General features: G+C 56.5%; 13 protein-coding genes. 8 read left to right on the plus strand and 5 right to left on the minus strand.

The features are described from left to right. The coding region (locus B2590_RS01665) for a YecA family protein (protein WP_286847815.1) at window positions 1-431 on the plus strand (431 nt) is incomplete at its 5' end. Here B2590_RS01665 and B2590_RS01670 read toward each other — a convergent pair. Next, entirely contained in the window at window positions 428-1,306 is an 879-nt protein-coding gene (locus tag B2590_RS01670; RefSeq protein ID WP_286810925.1) for a PHP domain-containing protein, read from the minus strand. The two genes, B2590_RS01665 and B2590_RS01670, sit on opposite strands and share 4 nt — an antisense overlap. 86 nt (window positions 1,307-1,392) lie before the next feature. On the opposite strand from B2590_RS01670, the gene B2590_RS01675 reads away from it, so the two are divergent. From B2590_RS01675 to B2590_RS01685, 3 genes are all read left to right on the plus strand, one after another. Further along, a complete protein-coding gene (locus B2590_RS01675) occupies window positions 1,393-1,692 on the plus strand; it encodes a YciI family protein (protein ID WP_286810924.1) in 300 nt (99 codons plus the stop codon). 117 nt (window positions 1,693-1,809) lie between these two features. Then, window positions 1,810-2,481 carry a TIGR04211 family SH3 domain-containing protein gene (locus B2590_RS01680; RefSeq protein WP_286810923.1) on the plus strand — a complete coding sequence of 224 codons (672 nt, stop codon included), beginning with the start codon at window positions 1,810-1,812 and terminating at the stop codon, window positions 2,479-2,481. 180 nt (window positions 2,482-2,661) lie between these two features. Then, a complete protein-coding gene (locus tag B2590_RS01685; protein ID WP_286847817.1) occupies window positions 2,662-2,964 on the plus strand; it encodes a PilZ domain-containing protein in 303 nt (100 codons plus the stop codon). Window positions 2,965-3,028: 64 nt separating this feature from the next. On the opposite strand, the gene rraA is transcribed toward B2590_RS01685, so the two are convergent. Both rraA and ppsA read right to left on the minus strand, forming a co-directional pair. Further along, window positions 3,029-3,511 (minus strand): ribonuclease E activity regulator RraA, encoded by a 483-nt coding sequence (rraA, locus tag B2590_RS01690; RefSeq protein ID WP_286810921.1) that lies wholly within the window; start codon window positions 3,509-3,511, stop codon window positions 3,029-3,031. Between the two features lie 25 nt (window positions 3,512-3,536). Next, window positions 3,537-5,909 (minus strand): phosphoenolpyruvate synthase, encoded by a 2,373-nt coding sequence (gene ppsA, locus B2590_RS01695; protein WP_286810920.1) that lies wholly within the window; start codon window positions 5,907-5,909, stop codon window positions 3,537-3,539. Between the two features lie 174 nt (window positions 5,910-6,083). On the opposite strand from ppsA, the gene ppsR reads away from it, so the two are divergent. Continuing rightward, the gene (gene ppsR, locus B2590_RS01700) at window positions 6,084-6,899 is read left to right on the plus strand and encodes a posphoenolpyruvate synthetase regulatory kinase/phosphorylase PpsR (protein ID WP_286810919.1); all 816 of its coding nucleotides are present in this window, start codon (window positions 6,084-6,086) and stop codon (window positions 6,897-6,899) included. Window positions 6,900-6,974: 75 nt separating this feature from the next. Here ppsR and B2590_RS01705 read toward each other — a convergent pair whose 3' ends face one another. Further along, entirely contained in the window at window positions 6,975-9,899 is a 2,925-nt protein-coding gene (locus B2590_RS01705) for an insulinase family protein (protein ID WP_286847819.1), read from the minus strand. A 98-nt stretch (window positions 9,900-9,997) separates the two neighbouring features. Here B2590_RS01705 and B2590_RS01710 point away from each other — a divergent pair, with 98 nt between their 5' ends. The 3 genes from B2590_RS01710 (at window position 9,998) to B2590_RS01720 (ending at window position 13,197) form a co-directional block, all read left to right on the plus strand. Continuing rightward, complete coding sequence (locus B2590_RS01710) at window positions 9,998-10,519, plus strand: hypothetical protein (RefSeq protein WP_286809917.1); 522 nt, start codon at window positions 9,998-10,000, stop codon at window positions 10,517-10,519. A 160-nt stretch (window positions 10,520-10,679) separates the two neighbouring features. After that, on the plus strand, window positions 10,680-12,050 hold the full coding sequence (locus tag B2590_RS01715) for an MORN repeat-containing protein (RefSeq protein ID WP_269400142.1): 1,371 nt from the start codon (window positions 10,680-10,682) through the stop codon (window positions 12,048-12,050). 49 nt (window positions 12,051-12,099) lie between these two features. Then, window positions 12,100-13,197 (plus strand): response regulator, encoded by a 1,098-nt coding sequence (locus tag B2590_RS01720; RefSeq protein WP_036204996.1) that lies wholly within the window; start codon window positions 12,100-12,102, stop codon window positions 13,195-13,197. Window positions 13,198-13,258: 61 nt separating this feature from the next. Here the strand turns inward: B2590_RS01720 and B2590_RS01725 are convergent, their stop codons facing one another. Further along, the gene (locus tag B2590_RS01725) at window positions 13,259-14,005 is read right to left on the minus strand and encodes a hypothetical protein (RefSeq protein ID WP_036204995.1); all 747 of its coding nucleotides are present in this window, start codon (window positions 14,003-14,005) and stop codon (window positions 13,259-13,261) included. Window positions 14,006-14,109 lie beyond the last annotated feature (104 nt).

Genomic DNA, 14,109 nt, shown 5'->3' on the forward strand with positions numbered 1-14,109 from the left:
TGGTAGGCCCGACATCCTTGAGCACTGAAGACATCTTCAGGCTGGCCACGGGCGCCGAACAGGCGCCCAGCGGCCAGGTTCCGGATGTGTTCCGCCAAGCCGTTGAGCAACTCGGCAGAGATATGGCACACGCACTGGACATGGGCCAGCCCCTTGAGTTGCCGGAACCTGAAGATGGTGATCCGATGAATGCATTGGAGAACTGGTGTGCCGGGTTCGTGGACACCTTCCTTGAGAATGAGGAAGCCTGGCTGGAGGCCGGAGAGGAAGAAACCGCAGACCTGCTGGTGCCGATGCTTACGCTGTCCGGGCTGTTCGAGGATGAAGACTTCCAGAATGTCCGCAACAGCGAGAAGCTGTCCCGGCAAATGGCGGACGCCATCCCCGACTCGCTGACCGACCTATACCTGCTGTTCCACGCACCGGATTAAACCGCTGCGAAAACCCCTGCCGGTTCTTTGAAATGATGCCAGACAGGCTCAAGCCCGTCTGGCATCTTCATGATGACCCCAAGCTCACACCAAGGCGCACCGGGAAAATGGAAATCGCTGCCCTGGGAGGCAAGCAGGTTTTCCCGGCGACACAATTCCGCCAAAAAGCCCAGATCGCCACTGGACTGCCCCGACGTTGATACCTCGATACTCCGACCACCCGCCTGACGGAAGTCAGCAACGAGCGCTCGCAATTTTGTCGCCGTAAGTTTGTACTTCCTGGGATGGGCCAGCACGGCCACACCTCCAGCCTCGGTAATCCAGCGGACAACCTCCGGCAATTCAGGCCAGAAGCCCTTTACGTCGCCCGCCTTGCCGGCACCAAGGTAGCGCTTGAACGCCTGCGCGATATCCTTTACCACCCCCTCTTCGACCAGCACCCTGGCAAAATGAGGGCGGCCAGGCACATCGCCGCCCGCCCTGTCCGTCGCCTTCTCGAGCAGGTTTTCAATTTTCAGCTTCGAAAGCTTGTCGGTAATGGTACGAGCTCGGGACCAACGATTCGTATTCTGCCGCTCCAAGGCCTGCTTCAGACGGTCGTCGTCAATGTCAAAATCAAGCCCGACTATGTGTATGGTGTTGCTTTTCCACAGGCAGGACAACTCGGTGCCAGCAATCAGAGTAACGCCCGTTTCCCTCGCGGCCTCCGATGCTTCTTCAAGCCCGGCAATGGTGTCGTGATCTGTCACGGCGAGGTGGGTAACGCCTCTCGCGTGCGCGCGTGCGACCAATTCCCTTGGCGGCAACGCGCCGTCTGACGCCGTCGTGTGGCAATGCAGATCAATGCAGAAGTCAGCTTCTTGAGTTATAGTCACATCATTTCCGAATTCAGAGTAAATACCATTCATGGCAGTGTACCAGCCAGCTATTACACTGTGTCAGTAAATATCCGGAGATTATCATGTACTACGCCATCATCAGCGAGGATGTCGAAGGTAGCTTGCCACTCAGAGCCGCTGCCCGTCCTGCCCACATTGAACGACTGAAACAGCTCAGAGACCAGGGTCGCCTTCTTGTCGCGGGCCCCCACCCGGCCCTGGACACACCGGAACCCGGTGATGCGGGATTCACCGGCAGTCTGGTTGTAGCCGAGTTCGATTCACTGGCATCGGCCCAGGAGTGGGCTGATGCTGACCCCTATGTGGATGCTGGCGTGTACCAGAAATTCACCGTCAAACCCTTCAAGGTAGTGCTGCCGTGAAGCCGCGCGGTGGTCTGCACCTGGCACCATGAGTTTTTTGTAATGAACTCCACCTTGTATGGCCCGGCATCTATGACAAAATTGCGCCTTAAATCGCTGTTCCAGGGAATAAAACCAGTGACGCCATTACGTCTGATTACCTGCATTATCGTTTTGATGGTGGCTGCAACGTCAGCATACGCCAAAACCGTTTATGTCGATGATACGCTCTACGCACCGATCCGAAGTGGCGAAGGAACACAATACCGCATCCTTCACTCGGGAGTCCGAAGCGGGACCTCACTTGAACTGCTGGAAACCTCGGAATCAGGGTACAGCCGGGTACGCACACCGGACGGAATCGAAGGCTGGATGGTGTCACGCTATCTCACAGACAGCCCTATTGCACGCCAACGCCTGGAAGCCACCAACCGGCAACTGGAGCAGGCCCGCAATGAACTGAGCAATCTCAGGACGCAGCTTGAGGAAGTCACCACTGAGCGGAACGAACTCAGGAGCTCAGAAGAGTCCCTGGAGGCTCGCTCAGGAAGACTCAGTGAAGAGCTTCGCAATATCAAGGAAGTCGCGTCGGACTCCATTAACCTGAACCGGCGGAATAGTGAGCTTCGCGAAGAAAACCAGAAGCTGCGCAACGACCTGGAAGTTCTCACCGCTGAGAAGGAACGCCTGGAAGCCAAGAAGGAATCCGATTTCATGCTATTGGGTGCAGCACTTGTGCTGCTCGGCGTGATTCTGGCCCTTGTTATCCCGCTGCTCAAGCCTTCAAGGAAAACGGACAACTGGGCGTAAAACACCTCCCCACATGGGGAGGTGTTGGACAGGGTTCTCCGCCAAAAACTATATATAGTGTTATTTTTTATACCTAACTACTAAATATAAGAGTTTCTCAAATTTTTATTCCCATGAATTCTTTGACGCTCCTACCCTCAGCATTTATAACTAACAAAACAACGACCGCGAGGTGCCGGGATGTCTGAAACCATGAAGGACTATTCAGAAAAACGCGATTTCCACCGCATGACGATGAACTCGGAAATCGAACTCACAGACAGCAACGGCGTCGCGATTCCTGGCATTTGTCGGGATCTCAGCGGCACTGGCATGCAACTCTATACGGAAATGGCGTTCGCCGAAGGGGATGAAATCCACACCCTTCTACCCTCCACCAGCGAGCAGTTTCCGCCATTCGAAACGGTTTGCCGAGTGTTGCGCTGTGTTCCGGACGGGGATGGATTTCTGCTGGGCATGGAGATTGTAAAGGTAAAACGCTGACCGGAACGGTCAGGCGGAATGTAGCCCGGCAGTGCTTGGAGAGACTACCGGGCAAGCGGCTGCATCAGTCGATCTTCAGTGGCTTTTCGGAAACCACAATGCCGTTGTTATCTGCATAGATGTAATGGCCGGGATAGAAAGTCACACCTCCGAACGTGATCGGTACGTCCAAGTCACCCACTCCACGCTTCTCGGTTTTGCGTGGATGCGTTCCCAGCGCCTGCACCCCCAGAGCCGTCGTTCCGATGACATCCACATCGCGAATGCAGCCATAGATCACCAGGCCTGCCCAGCCATTATCCGCCGCTTTCTCGGCCAGCATGTCACCCAGCAAAGCAGCCCGCTTTGATCCGCCACCATCGACAACCATCACACGACCGTTACCCGGCAGGGCAACCTGTTCCTTAACGATGGAATTGTCCTCAAAGCATTTCACCGTCACGATCTCGCCCCCGAAGGCGTCCACGCCACCAAAGTTGCGGAAACCCGGCTCTACCACCAGGATTTCGGGGTAATCGTCACACAGATCAGGGGTTACGATAGGCACGCGTACGCTCCTTTTGTCGAAATGGTCAGTCGATTTTCTCGTCAGCAAGGAAGAACCAGGTATCCAGTACCGAGTCGGGGTTCAGCGACACCGAATCAATGCCCTGATCCATCAGCCATTTGGCCAGATCCGGATGATCTGACGGCCCCTGGCCGCAGATACCAATGTATTTATTGGCCTTCTTGCAGGCCTGGATGGCACTGGCCAATAACGCCTTGACGGCGTCATTCCGCTCGTCGAACAGGTGGGCGATGATGCCGGAGTCTCTATCCAGGCCCAGGGTTAGCTGAGTCAGGTCATTAGAGCCAATCGAGAAGCCATCAAAGTGCTCCAGGAACTGTTCGGCCAACAGGGCGTTGGCGGGTAGCTCGCACATCATGATCACACGCAATCCGTTATCACCACGCTTGAGACCATTCTCCGCCAACAGATTCACTACCTGCTCAGCTTCCCCCACAGTGCGGACAAACGGCACCATGATCTCAACGTTGGTCAGCCCCATTTCATTTCGGACTTTCTTCAGCGCCCGGCATTCAAGCTCAAAACAGTCGCGGAAGGTTTCAGAGATATACCGGGAAGCGCCACGGAAGCCCAGCATCGGGTTTTCTTCGTCGGGCTCGTAAAGGGTACCGCCGATCAGGTTGGCGTATTCATTGGATTTGAAGTCGGACAACCGCACAATCACCTTTTTGGGCGCAAAGGCAGCGGCAAGGGTGGATATTCCTTCGACCAGCTTGTCGACGTAGAAGTCCACCGGCGAGCTGTACCCGGAGATCCGTTTCTCCACCGTCTGGCGAATATCCCGCGGCAGGCCATCAAAATTCAGCAACGCCTTCGGGTGAACGCCAATCATGCGGTTGATGATGAATTCGAGTCTCGCCAGGCCGACACCTTCATTGGGCAGTGCCTGGAAGTCGAAGGCCCGGTCCGGATTACCCACGTTCATCATGATTTTGAACGGAATAGCAGGCATGGAGTCGACTGTGTTCTCCTTCAGCTCGAAATCCAGGCTGCCCTCGTAGATCATCCCGGTGTCGCCTTCGGCGCAGGACACCGTCACTTCCTGGCCGTCTTTCAGAATTTCCGTGGCATCGCCGCAACCAACCACGGCCGGAATACCAAGCTCCCGCGCGATAATGGCAGCATGGCAGGTACGCCCACCTCGATCAGTGACAATGGCGGACGCCCGCTTCATCACCGGTTCCCAGTCCGGGTCGGTCATATCGGTAACAAGAACATCGCCCGCCTGAACGCGGTCCATCTCCTTGATACTGGTGATGATCTTGACCGGGCCACTGCCAATCTTGTGGCCGATACTGCGACCTTCCACCAGGATAGTACCGGTCTCATTGAGCAGGTAGCGCTCCATCACGTTGGCCGAAGCGCGGCTCTTAACGGTTTCCGGACGGGCCTGCACAATGTAGATACGGCCGTCGTCACCATCTTTCGCCCACTCGATGTCCATCGGGCGCTGGTAATGCTTTTCGATGATCATGGCCTGCTTGGCCAATTCTTCCACTTCCGCGTCAGTGATGCAGAAGCGATTACGTTCGTCCTGCTCGACCTTGACCGTTTCCACAAACTGCTCTGCGGCGGGGTCAGTGTGGTAAACCATCTTGATGGCCTTGCTACCCAGGTTGCGGCGCAGAACGGCAGGCTTACCCGCTGTGAGGGTGGGCTTGTGAACGTAAAATTCATCGGGGTTCACAGCACCCTGCACCACCGTTTCGCCCAGGCCGTAGGAGCCGGTGATAAACACGACATCCCGGAAACCGGATTCCGTATCCAGGGTGAACATAACGCCACTGGCAGCGGTCTCACTGCGCACCATCTTCTGGATGCCAGCAGACAAGGCTACCTGTTTGTGGTCAAAACCGTGATGGACGCGATAGGAAATGGCGCGGTCATTGAACAGAGAGGCGAAGACCTCCTTTACTGACGTCCGTACCTGCTCCAGACCCACAACGTTAAGGAACGTCTCCTGCTGACCAGCGAATGACGCATCCGGAAGATCTTCCGCAGTGGCTGACGAGCGTACCGCCACTGCGAGGTTGTCGTTGCCGTCGCGTAGCTTTGCGTAGGCGTCTGCAAGTGGCTTTTCCAGCGCGTCCGGAAATGGGGTGTCGAGAATCCACTGGCGAATTTCGGAGCCGACTCGCGCCAGCTCGTTCACATCATTGATGTCCAGGGCGTCCAGAGCGTTGTCGATCTTCTCACGAAGACCGTCTTTCGCCAGGAATTCACGGTAGGCATGGGCGGTTGTAGCGAAGCCACCCGGAACGGTAACACCTGCGTTGGCAAGATTACTGATCATTTCACCGAGGGAGGCATTCTTTCCCCCGACCCGGTCAACGTCTGACATTCCCAGGTGATCAAACCAGATAATGTAATCTTCCAAAGCGTGTCTCCCTTGATTCATTGTAGCAAAGAGCCAAACCGGACAGGTGGAGCTGATTTCAACCCTGTAATTACTGCATTCTCCACTGCGGGCTCTCGAACTTGGCGTGTATGATACTGTAACCTGTGGAATTTACCTAGGGTAGCCGCCAAATACGGAGCCGGACCGCACACCATGAAACGAACCGCTTTCTTTATATCCGATGGCACCGGCCTGACCGCCGAAGCCTTGGGGCACAGCCTTCTGGCACAATTCGAAAAAATCGAGTTTGAACGCATTACGGTGCCATATATTGATGACGCTGACAAAGCCCGGGAGATGGTCAAGCGTATCAATAAAGCGGAGGACACCGATGGCATGCGGCCGTTGGTTTTCGACACCATCGTCAATAGCGATATTCGTGATGTCATCGCCGGCGCAAATGGTTTCATGGTGGATATCTTCGGTACTTTCCTGAATCCATTGGAACAGGAGTTGCGGTCGTCATCATCCTATACCGTAGGCAAGTCGCACGCCATCAACAATGAAGGCAGCTACGAACGGCGCATCCATGCCGTCAATTTCGCGCTGGATAACGATGACGGCGCCCGTACGCGTCATTACGACGAGGCAGACCTGATTCTCGTCGGTGCCTCTCGTAGCGGCAAGACACCCACCTGCCTGTATCTGGCCCTGCAATACGGTGTAAAGGCGGCCAACTATCCCATCACCGAAGAAGATCTGGACGACCAGCAGATGCCGGCCGCGCTGCGCCCCCACAAGGAAAAAATTTTTGGGCTGACCATCGAACCGGAGCGGCTGGCCACCATCCGTAACGAACGCAGACCGAACTCCCGCTATTCATCTATGAAGCAGTGCATGCATGAAATTGAGGAAATTGAGCTGATGTACCGCCGGGAACGAATTCCTTACCTCAACACGACAGCGTACTCCGTGGAGGAAATCTCTACGCGCATCATGGTCAGCACCGGGCTTAAACGGAACCGATAGAGCAGATAACAAAAAGGCCGGCGCCCTCTCCCATAAAGAGCGTCGGCCTTCCGTTTTCAGGTGCTTTCAGTCGCTTTATAGCTCCTGGATTTCCAGCCCCAGTTTTTCAGCGGTATCACGATTTTCGAAGCTGGTGACAACCGCCACACTGGCGCTGTCCGGCTTCAGCCACTCACGGGCGACCCGCTTCATATCATCCAGAGTCACCGCCAGCACGCGCTCCCGGAAACGCGCACGTTGCTCCGGCGTGCGGCCGAACAGGCGGTTGTGGAAGGCATGGCGGGCTGCACCGGCCGGCGACCGTGGGCGATCCAGTTGCCCGATCACGCCGAGAATGGACTCTTCCAGTTCTTGCGGGTCGTGCTGCTCCGTCTGAAGCCAGTCCAGGGCGTTGTCGAAATCCTCCAGCGTGTCGCCTAACCGGGGATCGCGGTAGGAAAAGAAACGGAACGTGCCATTCACGCTGTCCTGACCAGCACCACCACCGTAGGCACCGCCCTTTTCACGAATGGCCCGGTGCAGGTAGCCGTTGCGCAGGAAACCGCCCAACACTGTCAGTGCCGCTGCGTCAGGGTGGTCGATAGCAACCGTGCTGTAGGCTTTGGCACAGAAGTTCACCTGGGTTGACGTTAGCCACGCCTGGCGCGTTTGGTAACTCACGGGCTCAATCTTCCAGGCGGCCCTCTCTCCCGCACCGGAGTCTCCCCAAACGGTCTTCAGTTCCGTTAGCATTGGGTCCAGTTGCTCTTCCTCACCGATCAGCAGGAATTGACGGGACTGGTTCCGAATACGTTCGTGCAGTGCTGCAAGCCGTTCACATATCCTGTCGAGCTCAGCAGGATCGCTGAGGGACTTATCGAGCGCTTTAACGCCACGGATAGCCTCCAGGCCACCGAGCCGGAACGACAGCCACGCACCAGGACTGATTCCCTGAGATGCCGCCCCCATGGCCAGTGCATGGCCACTGCCTGTAACCGCCTGCTCGCGGCGGGAACGAATCTGGGCAATCAGCTCGCGCACCCGCTCCTTCTCATCAAACCGGGCGCCATTAAAGACATCGTTCAGCAGGCGAGTCAACGCCTCGCGGTTTCGAGCCAGCGCCTTGCCATTGAAAATGATGTAACCCGCAAGATCCTGAACATCGTCGATTTTTCCCTTGGCGGAGAAAGACGCACTGACGCCACCGGATTCCGCCGAGATACGGTCCTGCATCTGCAGGTAATCCAAGTCACCGCACCCCACTTCCGGAATCAGCGTGGTGTAGTACGGCAGCAACAACAGTTCTTCCTCAGTCAGGTTCGGTACCGGAAGGATCACCTGCTCGTACACCAGGCCATTGGTACCGCGGGCATAAATGGTCGCAAGCATGTCGCCGGCGAACCGCGACTCCGGTTCCGGCAACTGCAGGGGAACGTCGGTCAGATCAACCTTCGGCAAGATGGAATCGTCGTCTTTCCGAGTCTGCCGCTCTTCCAGGGCCTGGGCGCGCTCGACAATCTGGCGTACTTCTTCGTCCGTCAACGAGGCCTTGCGGCAGGCAAGGGCATCGCGAATTGCCGCCTGACGACGACTCTCCAGCTTGTCATCCGGGCGCAGTGTCAGGGTCACGCGGTGCGGATTTTCCAGTAGCTTGCGGCGGATCAGACCGGGCACATATTGAGGATCCCGGATTTTTTCCCGCATATCCGCCAGCACCGGCTCCAGATCCAGGAGCTCAACTGGATCACCGCCATGAACCATTGGCGAAATCGCGGTCATGATCAGCTGCAGACCGTACGGGAAGCTATCACCGGCAATCTCGCGCTGGTGCAACTCCAACTGGTGGAGAATGGCTTCCAGGCGATCCTCGCTGACGCCCTCTGCCACTACCTTGGCCAACGTCTGTTCGATCAACGCTTCAAGGTCGTCCTGCTTGTCCGGGTCACTGCCCTCAATGCCACACACAAAGGTCATTTCACGGTTGGAGTCCTCGAGGCCGCACATGGGGGATGGCGATTGCCCGATGTCGGTCGTCTCCAGCGCCCGCATCAGGGGCGACGCACTGTTTTCCAGTAACACGCTGGCCAACAACTGGCCTTCAAGATTCTCCTGCAGGTCAAAACTGTGGCCCAACAGCCAGCCCATCACGATGTGAGTCTTCTGGCCGGTATCCTCACCTTCACTGACGGCGTAACTCTGATCCACCCGAACCGGTGAGAACATCCGCTTCTCATCCCGCACCGGCAACTCTACGTCCAGCTGATCAAATCGCTTCAGGGCCAGTTCTTCAAAGCGTTCATGATGTTCGTGGGCCGGAATATCCCCATAGGTTGCAAAGATCGCATTGCTGGGATGGTAGTGATGGCGGTAGAAGCGCAGCAAATCGTCGTAGCTCAGGTCCACAATATGGTCCGGCTCACCGCCGCTGTTGTAGTGATAGGTGGTGGTCGGGAACAGGTGGCTGGAAAGGTTCTGCCACAACTGTGAAGTGGGCGCGCTCATGGCGCCCTTCATTTCGTTGTAGACCACACCACGGTAGACCAGGTCGGTGGACGGATCGTCTGGCGTATCGAATTCGAGGCGGTGACCTTCCTGCGCGAAATCCAGCGGATCCAGGGATGAGAAGAACACCGAGTCCAGATAAACCGTCAACAGATTGTCGAAATCCTTGCGGTTCATACTGGCGAAGGGGTATGCCGTCCAGTCACTGCTGGTAAAGGCATTCATAAAGGTATTCAGGGACCGGCGAATCATCATGAAAAACGGATCGCGCACCGGAAAACGCTCGCTGCCACACAGCGCCGTATGCTCCAGGATATGAGCAACACCGGTGGAGTCCATGGGGAAGGTTCGCAGGGCCACAAAGAACACGTTTTCGTCGTTATCCGCCGCCAAGTGCAAGTGTCGGGCACCCGTTTTGCGGTGACGGTATTCCTCGACCGTCACGTTCAGCGTGCTGATCCGGTGACTGCGAAGCTTTTCAAAGGCCGGATGGACGGTGTTTTCGATCACTGCAGCCATTCAAACTGTCCTGTCTTTAACTAAATGGGGATTGTAGGGTAACACGTACTTTCTATTATCATGCACTAACCCGAAGCCACAAGGCAGCACCCGACTCCATGACCAATGACCCCCATGGCATCCAGACACCCGACACCGCGCCCAAGGCGGCCAGATCCGCCCCTCAGCCCGCCAGCAATCGCCGCGCCATCCACGCTCCAGAAGTGGCCGCCTATTGGGCCGAACGTCGACGCTACCTGGAACGCATACACCGCGTTCCGGAAATAAGGCAGCGTTACTGGCGCGCCATCGGCATGTATCTGATTCGCCGGGTGCTCTGGTCCTTCGGTTTCTTTCCGGTTTTTATCGCGTTCTGGGTGCCGTTTGTGCTTTCCAGCTTCAATCCGGTGGTCATGGCATCCGACCTGATCCCCTTACTTGAAGGGTTCGTTGACGCCAACCCGGAAATTCAAGCCAATACCCTGAGCACGCTGGTCATCGCCTGGGCATCAATCGGATTCTTTTTTCTAGTGTTCGATTTCGTGTTGACGCCGTTCAAATCCCCTTACGAATACGAGGCAGACGTCTACATGCGCTCCTGGGAACAGCTCAACCATGACCAGCTTCCGGACAAAGTGTGATTTGTCCTGCATTCTCGTGAACTTCCGTGACTTTGTGTTACATGACATTGCCCCGACTGGGTAAGATAAGGCGGTGTCAGTCCTGAACCCCGTTGAACAACGACAATGAAACGGGCGGGACACTGGCAGTCACACGAATGCAGAATTGAGAGGTTGTCCCATGGTCGATTTCAGGCCCCTCCTGTTTGTCAACGCTCTGGCACTGATGCTTCTGGTGACCGCAGGCTTTGCGTCTGTCCGCGATGACTTGTCCAGGGATATGAAACCGGTAGCCACCGCCCCGGACACCGAAGAGACCATTGCCCGTGCGTCCATGGATACCCCAGTGGACGCGCAGCGTTCGGACGAACTTTACCAGCCGAATAGCAGGGAAGACGTAGCCGAAAACGACCTCGAACTGCCCTTGGAAAACGATGCCCTGGCGGCATCCGGAGAGACGCCAGTCAACGGTTCCGAGACCGCGTCCGACGCCAACCGCATAAACGCAGAGCCTTTTTCCGTTCCCGACCTGCCGGAAGACCCCAAGATGCTGGCGATGGCAGAGCCAGTGTCTGCCATGCCGGAAACGGAGGCTCGGAGCGATGCGCCAGAGCCTCCCACAACCGGGCTGCTGATCCTGCGCTCCAATGTCGTCGGCGACAACGTCACCATCAATGGTAAGAACCACGGGGCCACACGGCTGGATCTGGAATTGGAGCCGGGCAAATACGACATCATCATCCGCAAGGAAGGTTACAAGCCCTGGCAACAGACCGTGGCTATCGCCGCCGGCAATGAGAAAACCCTGGTGGGCAAACTGGAGGCCTATACGAGGGTGGAGTACCGGGACGGTACCTGGGTTGGCGGCATCAAAACCGGCGATGGCACCTACGAAGACGCCGACGGACTCAGGTATGAGGGGCACTTCGTGGACGGCGAATTTGACGGCAAGGGCACCGCCTGGCTCCCGGACGGCAGCCGCTATGAAGGCGACTGGGAAAAAGGCCAGCGTCATGGCGAAGGCACCTGGCGTGACGCGGATGACACCCGCTACACCGGCCAGTTCCGCAATGACCAGTTTGACGGCCAGGGCACGCTCACCATGGCCAATGGCGACATTCTCACCGGACAATGGTCAGGCGGCAGGCTCAACGGGCATGGCTCGCTCACCACCTCGGACGGCATGCTCTATGTCGGCGGCTTCAAGGATGACGAATTCCATGGTGAAGGCACTCTTACCTACCCCGACGGGCGCCACTACGAAGGGGAATTCTCCAACGGCGAGTTCCACGGGAACGGCAAGGAAGTCTTCGCTGATGGAAAAAAATACGAAGGCCAGTATATTGAAGGCTCGTTCCACGGCAAAGGGCTGCTACTGAACCCCAATGGCAGTTCGATTGAAGCGACCTTCCGGTACGGCGAACCCTATGGACAGGTACGCCTGACAACGGCAGCCGGGGAGGTATTTACTGCCCGGACCAAGGAACCCGGTGTTTGTTATCGGGAGAAAAGCTACCGGGCCACCCAGTGCCCGACACTTGAAGGCTGGTAAACGCCGGCCCGATAATGAACACACACGCTGTAAAGGTTGAGGTTGTGACATGGCGATCAAGAATGCACTCCTGGTAGACGACTCGAAAGTGGCTCGATTTGCCCTGAGCAAACTGCTGGAAGGCCGGGACATGGAGGTGAACATGGCTGGCTCGGCAGAGGAGGCATTGGATTTTTTGAGCTCCCATCAACGTCCAGACGTGATTTTCATGGATCACCTTATGCCGGGCATGAACGGTGTGGAGGCCACCAAGGCCATCAAGGGCAACCCCGACACTGCCGCCATCCCCATCATTATGTGTACCTCCAAGAAATCGTCGTCGTTCATGGAGGAAGCCCGCAACTTCGGCGTTTACAACATTCTGACCAAGCCCCCACACACCGAGGGGCTTAGCCTCGTTCTCGACCAGCTCGACAGTGATGTGACCGAAGGCAATCTGCCCGAACCGCCGGAACTGGATGCTGAGCCAAATGAATTGGACGATGACATCCTCGACATTCCCTCCGATGCCTCCCTGGAAATGTCACCAAAAGCCGACGATGGGCTACACGCGAGCGACAACAGCGGCCCCCAGGTTGTCCCACTGACCAGCGATCTGATCGAACAGATCGCCCGCTCAGCGGTAAAAACCCACATTAACAACCGCCTGCACGAGTTACTCAGCTCGCTGTTCGACGAGCAGTTTGACCATCTTAAGCGGGTACTGGACGAATCCAGCAAAAAGCAGGAAACCGCGGTTGAGGAACGCCTGAACGCGGTGACCGAAATGATCGAAGAGCGCACCCGCAACCTGCGTGACGACGTGGCGGAGGAAGTTAACCTGAACCTGGGCCGGGAACTCGCTGACCTGCGCAAAGACCTCTCTCGCAATACCGGCTTCACCAGTGACCACATGGCGGAACTCAAGGATCACATCACCAGCGTACAAACCATTGATACCGAGTTCTGGCAGACCCTGCAATCCGAGGCCATCCAGCAGGCCCATGAAATTTCCCGGGAAACCGCGGAGGACATCGCCCAGCGCACCATTGACCTGTTCGTGGCACAACAGCGCTCCGCCACCTCTCGCATCTACACCGTCGGCCTGGCCGCCAGCCTTGGTATTTTTGCGGTGGGCATCGCCTGGCTTTCAGGGTTGTTCGCCTGAAGGCAGGACAACAAAACGACGGAAATACCGAGCCGGGTTACCCGGCTCGGTATTTCTGCTCTTAGCACTGACGACGTCTTCTCAATCCCGCTATCAGAACCCCGGTCAACCCCAACGCAAACAACGGAAGACTTGCTGGAGTCGGCACAGATGCCGTTGGAGGGACATCTGGAGTGTCCGGATTGTCCGGGTTGGTACCCGGATCACCCAGGAAAAAGCTGTCTATGCCCAGGTCGGCCCTTGGCCCAAAGGTACTATGCGCTATAACTTCAAGTGTCTGGATCTCAGCAGTCGCGGTAAAAATCATGGTTTCCCACATCCAATCCGCGATTGTGCCCAGGTCGGGCATCTCCATAGCAGAGGAATTCTGACTCTCTGTCCCAAAGATGATCTCCCAATAACCTCCTGCCTCGGAGAACGCGCTATTGCTTATACTCTGCTCAAAGGAAATCTCATACTGCTGCCCAATAACCAGCCCTTCGAGACCAACCTGCAAGGCACTCTCCACATAGGGCGATCCTGCTCGACCATCCCAGCCAATACCATGAAGAAAATCACCGCCGGTGCTGCTTGATTGCCAGGCGAAATTATTCATGGTTGTACCAGCATTGAACACATCCGGCGTACCCTCTGTTGTAGTCCAGCCGGGAGGCACATCACTGTTGAATGAGTTCGTATTGCCGGTATAACCTTCGAATCCACCGTTTTCAAAAGCGTCAAGTAACGCTGCAGACGAGTTGCCACTGGAAAAGAGTAACGCCGATGCCAGCAGGCAAGGCGTCAGTGAGTTTCTAGTCAGGTTATGCATGATTAACCCTCCATGCTTGATTTTGGCCTGGGAGCTCGATCAATGCCCAAACCACCACGGAGACAACGCCGAATCCCCAGCCTCCTCACATGACCAAAGCATAG

Origin of the sequence: Marinobacter sp. UBA3604, assembly GCF_002375325.1 — a bacterium.
In the GTDB taxonomy this organism is placed as follows: Bacteria; Pseudomonadota; Gammaproteobacteria; order Pseudomonadales; family Oleiphilaceae; genus Marinobacter; species Marinobacter salarius.

Coding starts and splice junctions, on each gene's coding strand:
- B2590_RS01675 (WP_286810924.1), top strand. CDS start 1,393: ATGTACTACGCCATCATCAGCGAGGATGTCGAAGGTAGCTTGCCACTC.
- B2590_RS01685 (WP_286847817.1), top strand. CDS start 2,662: ATGTCTGAAACCATGAAGGACTATTCAGAAAAACGCGATTTCCACCGC.
- ppsR (WP_286810919.1), top strand. CDS start 6,084: ATGAAACGAACCGCTTTCTTTATATCCGATGGCACCGGCCTGACCGCC.
- B2590_RS01705 (WP_286847819.1), bottom strand. CDS start 9,899: ATGGCTGCAGTGATCGAAAACACCGTCCATCCGGCCTTTGAAAAGCTT.
- B2590_RS01710 (WP_286809917.1), top strand. CDS start 9,998: ATGACCAATGACCCCCATGGCATCCAGACACCCGACACCGCGCCCAAG.
- B2590_RS01715 (WP_269400142.1), top strand. CDS start 10,680: ATGGTCGATTTCAGGCCCCTCCTGTTTGTCAACGCTCTGGCACTGATG.
- B2590_RS01720 (WP_036204996.1), top strand. CDS start 12,100: ATGGCGATCAAGAATGCACTCCTGGTAGACGACTCGAAAGTGGCTCGA.
- B2590_RS01725 (WP_036204995.1), bottom strand. CDS start 14,005: ATGCATAACCTGACTAGAAACTCACTGACGCCTTGCCTGCTGGCATCG.